This window comes from Shinella agrisoli (genome assembly GCF_046557955.1).
Lineage (GTDB): Bacteria > Pseudomonadota > Alphaproteobacteria > Rhizobiales > Rhizobiaceae > Shinella.
This window is the reverse complement of the sequence record NZ_JBJIEP010000006.1, coordinates 312,019-322,470: the sequence shown is the minus strand read 5'-3', so window position 1 is coordinate 322,470 and position 10,452 is coordinate 312,019. Positions and strand designations below refer to the sequence as shown.

Below are 10,452 nucleotides of genomic sequence, written 5' to 3'. Positions count from 1 at the left end.
CTCCTGACCGACGAGCACGAACTGATGCTGGAGGCGATCCGGGCGAAGGACGTCGAGCTCGCCGACGAGCTGGCCCACGCCCACACACGGCAGTTCCAGGACAATTTCATCGCCTTCCTGCGCGAGAACTATACGACCGAGGTGTCCTTCGGTCGTCTCGCCGCAGCCCAATAGCTAGGTCTCTCCCCACCCCAACAGGCACTGGAGCCGCCGATGGATTCGAAGTAACGTGATCTACTCTGGGTGGAGGGCAGCACGATGGATTTCACGCCTCTTCGACACTGGCCATTCTTCAAGGAGAACCCGGCGGTCGCGCTCCGGACCGTTGACCGCCTTCAGGCAATTGACCGTTGGTTGCGCACCCCGAAGGATGAAGGCGGGGCGGGCGTTCCCTCGAAGGATTCCGACACCACGCTGCTGCTGGCGACGTGGAATCTTCGCGACTTCGGCAGAAAGGGCGCGCGGGGCCATGGAGAGCGAACGCTGGAGGCGCTCTACTATATCGCCGCCTTCATCTCCGCCTTCGACCTCGTCGCCGTGCAGGAGGTCAACGACGACCTCGATCTTTTCAACACGTTGAAACGGATCCTCGGACGGGACTGGGATTTCATTGCGACCGACACGTCGCCGGGCAAGCCGGGAAACGACGAGCGCATGGTCTTCCTCTTCGACACGCGGAAGGTGCGGTTCCGTTCCATCGCCGGGGAGATCACACTTCTCGAGGACGAACTCATCCGGCTGAATGAGCAGAGGGCGGAGATACCCCCTGGCGGCAAGCTCATCCTTGCCGACGGAACCGAGAGCGACATCCCGCCCGGCGCCGTGCTCAAGCTGCCCGACGGCTCGAAGATCCTGAGTGGACAGCAATTCGTGCGCACGCCGTTCCTCGTCTCCTTCCAGGCGGGATGGTTCAAGTTCAACCTCTGCACCGTGCACATGCTCTACGGTGAGGGACGGGCGGGACTGGAGCAGCGCACCAGGGAGATCGCGCAGATCGCCCGCGTCTTCCAGAGCCGGGCGGCGGCCGAGCGCCGGCGGAACAAGGAGAAGAAGCGCGACGAGGATGCCAACGAAGCCTATATCGTGCTCGGCGACTTCAACATCGAGAAGGTCGGTCATGCAACGATGAACGCCCTGCTCGATAACGGTTTCGCTATGGCGGAGGAACTGCAGAACGCTCCCACCAACATGTTTCAGACGAAGCACTATGACCAGATCGCGGTGCTCAAGGGGCATGGCGTGGTGCGCCAGAGGAAGGGCCTGGCAGGTGTGCTGGATGTCTTCCAGGTCGTGTTCCGCGCATCATCCGACGACGTTGCGGTGCTGAAGCCCAGGGACCGCGCCAAGCTGCCGCTCGCCGGCGCCTCCGACTTCGACGCGTATTTCGATCAGATGGGCGAGAGCGCGATGCGCGACAGGCACGACAAGCGGCGCAGCTTCGACAACGGCGTATCGGTGAATGCCGGCGATCCGCGCACCCGCGAACAGGCCCGCGAGTGGTATGCGAGCGCATGGCGCACCTATCAGATGTCCGATCATCTGCCCATGTGGACAGCGCTGGAGATCGATTTCAGGACGGAATATCTGAAGAAGACCGAGCAGGAAGCGCTGGCCCGCCTCGGACCGCAAGCATAAGCCCCAAATACCGGAACCGCAGGAGCGGAGGCGAGCATTCAGCTTCGCTTGTTGCGGCCAGCGACGAGTTCGACATGCGGGAACGCCTTCTCCAGCAGCCGGCGCAGGCCGAGGTTGACCTGGTCGAACTCGATGCCGATGCGCGAGACCTTCTGGGCGCCGCCTATGCGATGCTCTCCGCCAGAACATCCACGAAGGTCCGGACGATGGAACCGTCCCTGTCGAGCCTGGGATTGAAGATCGTCACATCGATGCCGACCGCCCTGCCACTGCCGATGCCCGTACGCAGCGTTGTCGCCAGTTCGTCCCAACTCAGCCCGACCAGGACGATACCGAAGCCCCCTCTGCGGGGACCCTACGCCTCGCCTCCATCGGCTTCGTCCGCCGAGGCGTCCTCCTGCACGCCCTTTCGGCTGAGGAGGCCCGCGTCCTCCAGCGCCTCGATGTCCGGCAGGTCGCGCAGGGTCTTCAGGCCGAAGGCGGTGAGGAACAGCTTTGTCGTGACATAGGTATAGGGCGCGCCGGGGGTCGGGCTGCGGGGGCCGGAGGCGAGGAAGCCGGCGGCCCGCAGCGCGGCGATGGTGTCGCGGCCGACCTCCCTGCCGAAAATCTTCGACAGCTCCCCGCGGGTGACCGGCTGGAAGTAGGCGACGGCCGCCAGCACCATGGCCTCGAAGTCGGACAGCGCCGCCCCCGGGCCGCGCACCGGGGCTTGCGACGCGCGGATGGCGGACGCATAGGCCGGGCGGCTTCTATGCTGCCAGCCGCCGGCAACGGCGACGATCCCGTAGGGTCTATCACGTAGTTCCTCGATGAGGTCGTCGATCAGCAGATCGATGCTGCAGTCCTTGCCGACCACCCGCGCCAGTACCTCGCGGCCGACCGGCTCGGCCGCGGCGAAGATGACCGCCTCGACGCGCAGCATCCATTCGCGCCAGCGCAAGGCCGGCGGCAGGTCCGCCAACTCCCGATCCAACAAGCGTTCGCTTGCGTCCTTTGTCCGAGACGTTCGTGTTCTGCCGCCTGCGTCCGGTTCAGCCATTGTCATAGTCCATAGATCCGGAACGAACTGCGCCCTGACAGTTCGCGCACGGCGCCAAAGCTCTCCAGCCGTTCGAACAGGCGGGTCGCCGCCCAGCGCGACAGGTTGCTGCCCGGAGCGGAGGCCGGCACGGCGTCCGCGGCGAGCAGTTTTTCGATGACGGCCCCTGCCCCCTTGGTGCGCACCTTCGGCGCGGCGGCAAGCAGCGTGTCGGCGCGCCGGGCGATCGCGCCGGCGGCGCTGAGGGCCGTGCCCGTCCCCTCGGTGAGGGCAAGGCAGACGGCACGCGGGAAGGCGGGATCGCCGGGGCGCACGCGGCCGCGCCCGCCGGGCGTCTTGAAGGCCGGGCCGTAGCGCTCGGCCATCAGCAGCGGAACGGGACGATGCCATTTCAGCCTGGCCGCGATCAGCATATCGGCGAGCATCCAGGCGAGCGGTTCGCCGTCCGGCCGCTCGGCATGGATCGCCGTCACCAGCGCGGCGGCGGCAAACGGGACGGGGCGGGCGGACTGGAGCGCATCGTCGGCGTGATCGGCCGCCGCGGCGAGCCGGTCGTCCCATGCAAGGCCGAGACGATCGGCGAGCTCGGCCACGGCCTTCGCGGAGAAGGCGGGTTTTCGCGTAGAAACCCTTTCGAAGGCGGAAAACACCCGGCCGGCCGGTCCCGGATCGCCGCCAGCGGCAGTGAGCAAAAGCGCGTCGCGCAGCGCCGCCTCGTCCTCGCTGCGCCCCAGCAGCCGGACCGCCACGGCGGCGCATTTGAGGGCCTGGCGCGCGCGCCAGCAGCCGGCCCAGATCGGCGCGGCGCGAACGAGATCGTCGAGCGATTTCAAAGCGACGCCGGCGGCAAACGCCGCATCGGCCGCATCCGCCGCGCCGCCGCGCGGCACGGCCCAGCCGGGCAGGGCGGCCGTGAACGTCTGGGCGGAACCGGGCGAGGCGACAGGCGAATCCATGGTGGCCAGCCTATAGCAGATGTGCGGTTTTATCCACGCTTTTCCGCGCCAACCGCACCGCATGTCCACGGCATGAAACGACCGATAAGATTGCCTTATCGGATGTTCTGCTCTTTATGGAGAGAACGTCCGCTTTCGCCGCGCAGGAGCGCGAAAACCACGCCCGGCAAGGCGCTGCGCCGCCATACGGGCAAGCCCGGGGGATGGGCCGTTTGCCGGAAGCGCGATGCACGGGCGTCACGCGACCGGCCGGAATCCCGGTCCCCAACGCGCTATGCCGGCACAAAGCCAGTCTGCGGGGAAAAGCTTGATGTTTCCCTTACGGCTGCCGCCGGAAATACAAGGCTCATGCCCATCGCCGCCGCGGCATCAACGCCCCCTCCCCTTCCGGCACACCGGCAGGGTTCCCCCCCATGCCCCGTGCCTATGGCGAAGCGGCGGGGCACCCTGCGCTCTTTCTCCGCAATTTCAAGCGCAATCGGTGAACGCAGCGTTCTTGCAGGCGGCCTTTTCAAGTCCGGCGCGATTGCCCATGTTGCGGGCAACATTCCCTTGCAACGGACGCACGGCGTCAAGGCAGACATCATGAAGAAAATCGGTTTCCTTTCCTTCGGCCACTGGACCCCCTCCCCGCAATCCGGCACCCGCTCGGCGGGCGATGCGCTGCTCCAGTCGATCGACCTTGCCGTCGCGGCCGAAGAGCTCGGCGCGGACGGCGCCTATTTCCGCGTGCATCATTTCGCCCGGCAGCTCGCCTCGCCCTTTCCGCTCCTCGCCGCCGTCGGCGCCCGGACGAAGAGCATCGAGATCGGGACGGCGGTCATCGACATGCGCTACGAGAACCCGCTCTACATGGCCGAGGACGCCGGCGCGGCGGACCTCATCTCCGGCGGGCGCCTCCAGCTCGGCATCAGCCGCGGCTCGCCCGAGCAGGTCATCGACGGCTGGCGCTATTTCGGCTACCAGCCGCAGGAGGGCACCAGCGACGCCGACATGGGGCGCCGCCATGCGGAAGTCTTCCTCGACGTGCTGAAGGGCGAAGGTTTTGCCCGTCCGAACCCGCGGCCGATGTTCCCCAACCCGCCGGGCCTCCTGCGCCTCGAGCCCCATTCCGAGGGGCTCCGCGAGCGGGTCTGGTGGGGCGCGGGGTCGAACGCCACCGCCGTCTGGGCGGCAAAGCTCGGCATGAACCTGCAAAGCTCCACCCTGAAGGACGACGAGACGGGCGAGCCGTTCCACATCCAGCAGGCGGCGCAGATCCGCGCCTATCGGGAGGCCTGGAAGGAGGCCGGCCACGGCCGCACCCCGCGCGTCTCGGTCAGCCGCAGCATCTTCGCCCTCGTCGACGACCGCGACCGGGCCTATTTCGGCCGCGGCGGCAAGGAGGAGGATTCGATCGGTTTCATCGACGACAAGACACGCGCGATCTTCGGCCGCTCCTATGCCGACGAGCCGGACAGGCTCATCGAGCAGCTGGCGCGGGACGAGGCGGTCAGGGAAGCCGACACGCTGCTCCTCACCGTGCCGAACCAGCTCGGCGTCGAATACAACGCCCATGTCATCGAGGCCATCCTCAAGCATGTCGCCCCGGCCCTCGGCTGGCGCTGAGGCGAAGGCCCTCGCCTCCCGCCCGGGGCCAAGCTTTGCCGGGCAGCCGTCGGCCGCTTGCCCGGCGCGCCGCAGGCCATGGCAACGGCGGCCGCATGGGAGCAGGCCTCACGCCTGCGCCCGTTCCAGCGCCTGGAGCATCGGGTAGATGCTGAAGGCGGCGCGGCCGGCCTTCTCCGTGAGGTTCCGCAGGTAGCCGCCGGGCGAGCGGATGGCCTCGCCGCGCTCCAGCATGGCGGCGATCACCACCGCAGCGGCCTGGCTGCCCATCGCCGCCTTCGCCTTGCGCCAGGCATCGGGCGAGATGCCGAGCATGGAGCGCGCAAGCTCCGCCGCCGCCAGGAGATCGGCCCAGGAACGGATGCCGTCCTTCGCGTAATCGGCGATCTGCGGGCAGATCCGCACCAGCCGGCCGAGGCTGAGGGCCATCTTCTGCTCCGGCGCCCTCCCTTCGGCATCTGCCGCCTCGCCCTTATGACTTTCCCGGCCGTATGGTTCAAAGGGTTGGTCTGGTTTTGAATTCTGAATATGCTGCTCGTCTTGAAGGTCATTGGCGCTCATTTCCTGTTCCGAAAGGCTTGAGAGATAAGCGTTTTCCACATCGGCGCGCAGGCGCAGCAGCTCGTCCCGCCGTGCCGCGAGGATATTGGCGGCCGTGCGGCGGCCGAGGCCGAAGACGAGCGCGGCAAGCCGGTCGGAAAAGCCGAGCCAGTCCCCCGCCCTCTCCTCCTCCAGCGCGCAGGCGACGATCTTGGCGATATCGCGCTGGTGCAGCGTCACCTCGCTGCGCAGCGCGCGGATCGCCCTGTCCTCGGCCCGCGCGGCCTCCGCCGCCTCGAATATCTCGCCGGCACGCAGCGCCAGCGGCGCAAGATCGAAGCCGAAAGCCTCCTCCAGCACGCCGTTGTCGTCCCGCCGGCAATAGCGCTTGCCGTTGGCGCTGTCGCGGCGGAAGATCATGCCGGCCTCCACGAGCGCCGCCAGGTGCCGCCGGATCGTCGCCGGCGCCATGCCGCGGGCACGCACGGAAAGCTCGCGATTGGAGGGAAAGACGATGATCGGCGCCGTGCCGTCGAGCTCGCGCGCCGTGGTGAAGGAAACGAGGGCCTCCAGCACCGAGATCGTGCGGTCGCCGATGCCGTAGGCCTGGCGGGCCTCCGTCAGCGCGCGCATCAGCTGCCATTTGTCGGCGCGGCCGCTGTCGTTGCCACCGTCGCCGGCGCGCAGCTTCTCCTGCCGCTCGGCCGCCTCGCGCTGCCGCAGGAACAGGCGCGCACTCATCCGTCCGCCGCCGAAAGGCGTCGTTGCAATATGCTCCATCATGTCGGGTCCCCTTTCCGAGGCAAGGAGGTCCCGTCAACGCCCTCCATCCGGCCCGCCGCTTCTGCACGGCATGCCTTTTGGCAGACGAAGTTCTCCGTTTCGCGCGGCGCAGGCGCCGCCGACCCTTGACTTTGACTGTCGGAAGTGATTCTCTCGAATTGCTACATAGAAGAGGGCTTCCGAAATGGTGACGTTTTGGGGGCCTTTTTTCTTGTCTCCGCGCTTCCTTTCGCTGGTTTCTCTGGTGTTCGCCGGCCGCTCACGCGGCCGAATCGGGTCGATTTGCGGTCAGGTCTTCCCCGCTTCCGCCTCGCTTCGGGCCGCAAGGAAGGCCGCGTAATCGTCCTTCATGCGCGCCGTGAGCGCCTCGATGAAGGCCGGGTCGGCATCCGGCGTGAAGGCGATGCGCACCGCCCTGCCCTTGCGCTCCACCCGGGCGAAGACCGCGCCGTCCGGCCGCGCGATGTCCTCCACCCCGGGCGCGGCCTTCGGCGTGCGGCGCATCAGCCGGTCGAAGAGCAGCTGGAAGCGCTCGTCGCTCGGCGCCGTGCGGAAGCGCTCGGAGGCCACTTCGTCCTCCGCCTTCTCGATTTCCGCGCCGTTGCCGTTCTGGAAGAGCGCGCCGAGCGCCATCCAGCGCTCCCGGCCGGCCTTCGGCGCCGGGCCGATGTCGCGCACGAAGCGGAAGGGCACGGCCTCGGCCACCTGCAGGAGGCGCGACAGCTCGCTCTTCTGCACGGCCAGCGCATCGCAGACGAGCTTGCGCTCGAAGCCGCGGCCGACCAGCGTGTGCGCGAAGAGCGCGCGCTCGATGAAGCTCAGGTTGCGCCGCTCGGCATTCTCCTTGCCCTGCGCCAGCACCAGCTCGTCGTCGCTGAGCGGCTTGACGATCGCCTTGACCGGCTGGCCGAGGCGGCGGGCGGCCTTCAGGCGGCGGTGGCCGTAGGCGACCTGGTAGCGCTCGCCCTCGCCCGGCCCTTGGCCTGCAGCCGGGCGCACGAGGATCGGCACCTGCTGGCCGCTCTCGCGGATGCTTTCGACGAGCGCGAGGAAATCCGGATCGTCCCGTTCCTCGTCGCTGAGGCGGTCGCTGACGAAGGAGGCGTCGATCCTGTCGGTATCGAGCGCGACGACGCGCTCGCCCTCCTGGAGCGCCTGGCGCAGCACGCGCGCCTCCTCGGCCTCGCGGGTGATCGAGGACAGCGTCAGGCCCATGGCCTTGACGGCGCCGGAGGAGGCCCGGCCCGGCCCGGCCGGAGGATCGCCGGCGGACGGCATCGATTTCGTCTCCGGCGCGGCCTGCGGGCCGGCGGGCAGGATGTCGCCGCCGAAGAGCGCCTTGATCGAGTTCTTGCGGTCGCGGCTGGCCATCATGTGCGTCCCCATGCGGTATGGATGAGCTGTTCGATCTCGCTGTTGACGGCCTCCAGCGAATCCATCGCCCGGTCGTAGGTGCCGCGCGAGAAGTTCTCGCGGCCGACCTCGTAGAGCGTCTGCTTGGTGAGGCCCGCATCCGAGACGGCGGTGGATTTCAGCATGGGCGCGGTCAGCACGCGATTGCCGAAGAGCGAGCGGAGAAAGCCGACGATCTGCGCCTGCGGGCCGTCATGCGGCTCGTAGCGGGTGACGAGGTAGCGCAGGAAATCGAAGTTGAGCTGGCCGCCCGCCTCGCGCACGACGCCGAGCAGGTCGGAGGTCATGAACAGGAACTGGCTCATCGAGGCGACGTCGAGCATCTGCGGATGCACGGTGACGATGACCGAGGTGGAGGCGCAGAGCGCCGAGAGCGTCAGGTAGCCGAGCTGCGGCGGGCAATCGACGACGACGACGTCGTAATCGTCGGCGACGGAGGCGAGGGCGCTCTGGACGCGGGTGAAGAACAGGCCGTGCGGGTCGCCCGGCCGGCGCTCGGAGAGCGCGCGCGGCGTCGCATGCTCGAATTCCTGGAGCTCGAGATTGCCCGGCACGAGATCGAGATTGTGGAAATAGGTCTTGCGCACGATGGCGGAGAGCGGGCGGGCCTCGTCGTCGTAGCGGATCGCGCCGTAGATCGTGTCGTTGCCGACGAGGTCCAGTTCCGGCTGGTAGCCGAAGAGCGCCGAGAGCGAGGCCTGCGGATCGAGGTCGATCGCCAGCACCCGGTGGCCGGTCATGGCGAGGTGCTGGGCGAGGTGGACGGAGGAGGTGGTCTTGCCGGAGCCGCCCTTGAAGTTGGTGACGGAGATCACCTGCAGGTGCTCGCCGCGCGCCGGGTCGCGCCATTTCACATAGGAGCGGGCCTTGGCGTCGTTGCCCTTGGCGCGCGCCTGTTCGGCGAGGTGATGGCGCAGCGCATCGATGTCGGCGAGCGAGTACATGCGCCGCCCGCCGGGGCCGGTCGCCAGTTCGGGCCCCTCGCCCGCAAGCGAGATCTGCCGCAGGTAACCGTCCGAGACGCCGATCAGCCGCGCGGCCTCGCCCGAGGTGAAGCTGCGCAGCGTCTTCTGCGAGGTCGGCGGAAACAGCCGGTCGCGCATGGCCTTCAGCTGCACGGAAAGGGCCTGCGCATCCTCCGCGATGGTCTCGTCCGCCGGACGAAGGCTCGGCGCCTCTTCTACCATTGTTGTCTCCGACGGCAGGGCCATCCAAGGGTCTCCGTTCATTTCCGGCCCGCCTGCGCTTCATGCCCCGGCAGACCGTCTCGCCCATTATCGGCCGATTCTCCTTCCCGGGGATATGCGGGGACGAAAAAATCTACAGACGGTTCGGGCAGTAACGGCGATTTCTGCAATCTTCGCCTCATTCCGTAAGGACGGTGAGGCAAGCTCCGAGTCGCGTCAAGCCCTTTCTTGCCGGGAAAACGCCTGTGCACAGGCGGCCGGGAGCCGGGAAGCGGGGCTTTGCCGCTCCAACGGTAACCGCGCCGGGCGCGGCCGGCGCCGCCCTGTTGACAGCTGTCAACATCCCCGCGACCCATCAGCGGCGTGAATCGATGCGCGCCGTCCGATTCAGGAAAGTCGTTGGACAGGATTCGCCCGGCCAACGACACTCCTCCCATGGAACAGGACAGGTCAAGCCATTTCGTCCGCCGCGACCCGGCGCGCAACATGAACCGCTTCTACCGGCTGACGGTGACGCGCGACCTCTTCGGCACGGTCCTGCTCGTGCGCGAATGGGGCCGCATCGGCGTCTATTGCCGCACGCGCTGCGAGGAGAAGGGAAGCGGCGGCGAAGCCATGCGCGACGCGGCCCGTCTCGCCGCACGCAAACGGCGGCGCGGATACGTTCCGGCCGGCGGGTGAGGGAAGGGGGCGTTGACAGCTGTCAACCCGCGCTCCGAAGACGGGGGAAGGCGCAGCGTGCGGGAAGGGCAGGGGGCCTCGGCCGAGGCCGTCCTGCCGGATGCGGCCGCCGGTCAGCCGCACATGGCGCGGGTGATCCTGCCGGTGGCCGCGTCGGTCTCGATGGTCACGCGCTCCTGCCGGAAATCCATGGTCACCGGATCGCCGGGCTTGATCTGGCGGACGATCGTGGCGCCCGTCAACCGCATGGCGTCGGCGTCGGAAATCCGGTCCCTGCCGACGAGGGCGTCGGCGGCCTCGCGCTTGCAGGTGCCGGGCGCGGCGGCGGCTGCTTCCGGCTCGGCCTGCTTCTGGCAGCCGGCGGCGGGGAGGGCGAGAAGGCAGGCTGCGAGCGCAGCGGCGTGGCGAATACGAAGCAAGGCATGTCCTTTCCTGCAAAAGCGCCAGGAACCAGCCGATTGCGGCGGCAGCGGGGCAGGGGGCCGGGCGGATGGACGGAGCCCGGCGTCTGCGAACCCGAGAGGTGAGGCGAGGGGGCCGGCCATCTGGCGCGGGCAGCCGCGTGCGAACGATCCCTCCCGGGCAGGGGCGCGCCGGCTTTCCCGGG

The 10,452-nt window shown here is 68.2% G+C and carries 9 protein-coding genes and 1 pseudogene; 4 read left to right on the top strand and 6 right to left on the bottom strand.

The window, feature by feature from the left end; all coding sequences use genetic code 11:
* Window positions 1-174: pseudogene (locus ACIIOY_RS08855) on the top strand (GntR family transcriptional regulator); the annotation flags it as partial.
* Window positions 175-354: 180 nt separating this feature from the next.
* On the top strand, window positions 355-1,635 hold the full coding sequence (locus ACIIOY_RS08850; RefSeq protein ID WP_411034276.1) for an endonuclease/exonuclease/phosphatase family protein: 1,281 nt from the start codon (window positions 355-357) through the stop codon (window positions 1,633-1,635).
* Between the two features lie 355 nt (window positions 1,636-1,990).
* Here ACIIOY_RS08850 and scpB read toward each other — a convergent pair whose 3' ends face one another.
* Window positions 1,991-2,683, bottom strand: a complete 693-nt coding sequence (gene scpB / locus ACIIOY_RS08845) for an SMC-Scp complex subunit ScpB (RefSeq protein WP_411034275.1) — start codon at window positions 2,681-2,683, stop codon at window positions 1,991-1,993.
* Window positions 2,680-3,633 carry a DUF1403 family protein gene (locus ACIIOY_RS08840; RefSeq protein WP_411034274.1) on the bottom strand — a complete coding sequence of 318 codons (954 nt, stop codon included), beginning with the start codon at window positions 3,631-3,633 and terminating at the stop codon, window positions 2,680-2,682. Before ACIIOY_RS08840 ends, scpB begins: the two co-directional genes overlap by 4 nt.
* 585 nt (window positions 3,634-4,218) lie before the next feature.
* On the opposite strand from ACIIOY_RS08840, the gene ACIIOY_RS08835 reads away from it, so the two are divergent.
* Window positions 4,219-5,241: an LLM class flavin-dependent oxidoreductase gene (locus ACIIOY_RS08835; RefSeq protein ID WP_411034273.1), complete on the top strand. Its 1,023-nt coding sequence runs from the start codon at window positions 4,219-4,221 to the stop codon at window positions 5,239-5,241.
* A 108-nt stretch (window positions 5,242-5,349) separates the two neighbouring features.
* Here ACIIOY_RS08835 and repC read toward each other — a convergent pair whose 3' ends face one another.
* From repC to repA, 3 genes are all read right to left on the bottom strand, one after another.
* Entirely contained in the window at window positions 5,350-6,564 is a 1,215-nt protein-coding gene (gene repC, locus ACIIOY_RS08830; protein WP_411034272.1) for a plasmid replication protein RepC, read from the bottom strand.
* Between the two features lie 288 nt (window positions 6,565-6,852).
* Window positions 6,853-7,935: a plasmid partitioning protein RepB gene (repB, locus tag ACIIOY_RS08825; protein ID WP_411034289.1), complete on the bottom strand. Its 1,083-nt coding sequence runs from the start codon at window positions 7,933-7,935 to the stop codon at window positions 6,853-6,855.
* Window positions 7,935-9,188: a plasmid partitioning protein RepA gene (repA, locus tag ACIIOY_RS08820; RefSeq protein WP_411034271.1), complete on the bottom strand. Its 1,254-nt coding sequence runs from the start codon at window positions 9,186-9,188 to the stop codon at window positions 7,935-7,937. Before repA ends, repB begins: the two co-directional genes overlap by 1 nt.
* Before the next feature lie 375 nt (window positions 9,189-9,563).
* On the opposite strand from repA, the gene ACIIOY_RS08815 reads away from it, so the two are divergent.
* A complete protein-coding gene (locus tag ACIIOY_RS08815) occupies window positions 9,564-9,845 on the top strand; it encodes a WGR domain-containing protein (RefSeq protein ID WP_411034270.1) in 282 nt (93 codons plus the stop codon).
* A 113-nt stretch (window positions 9,846-9,958) separates the two neighbouring features.
* Here ACIIOY_RS08815 and ACIIOY_RS08810 read toward each other — a convergent pair whose 3' ends face one another.
* Window positions 9,959-10,264, bottom strand: a complete 306-nt coding sequence (locus ACIIOY_RS08810; RefSeq protein WP_411034269.1) for an I78 family peptidase inhibitor — start codon at window positions 10,262-10,264, stop codon at window positions 9,959-9,961.
* Window positions 10,265-10,452 lie beyond the last annotated feature (188 nt).

What these genes read in the sequence shown, in the direction of transcription:
- scpB (WP_411034275.1), bottom strand. Translation starts at nt 2,683, where the DNA reads ATGACAATGGCTGAACCGGACGCAGGCGGCAGAACACGAACGTCTCGG.
- ACIIOY_RS08840 (WP_411034274.1), bottom strand. Translation starts at nt 3,633, where the DNA reads ATGGATTCGCCTGTCGCCTCGCCCGGTTCCGCCCAGACGTTCACGGCC.
- ACIIOY_RS08835 (WP_411034273.1), top strand. Translation starts at nt 4,219, where the DNA reads ATGAAGAAAATCGGTTTCCTTTCCTTCGGCCACTGGACCCCCTCCCCG.
- repC (WP_411034272.1), bottom strand. Translation starts at nt 6,564, where the DNA reads ATGATGGAGCATATTGCAACGACGCCTTTCGGCGGCGGACGGATGAGT.
- repB (WP_411034289.1), bottom strand. Translation starts at nt 7,935, where the DNA reads ATGGCCAGCCGCGACCGCAAGAACTCGATCAAGGCGCTCTTCGGCGGC.
- repA (WP_411034271.1), bottom strand. Translation starts at nt 9,188, where the DNA reads ATGGCCCTGCCGTCGGAGACAACAATGGTAGAAGAGGCGCCGAGCCTT.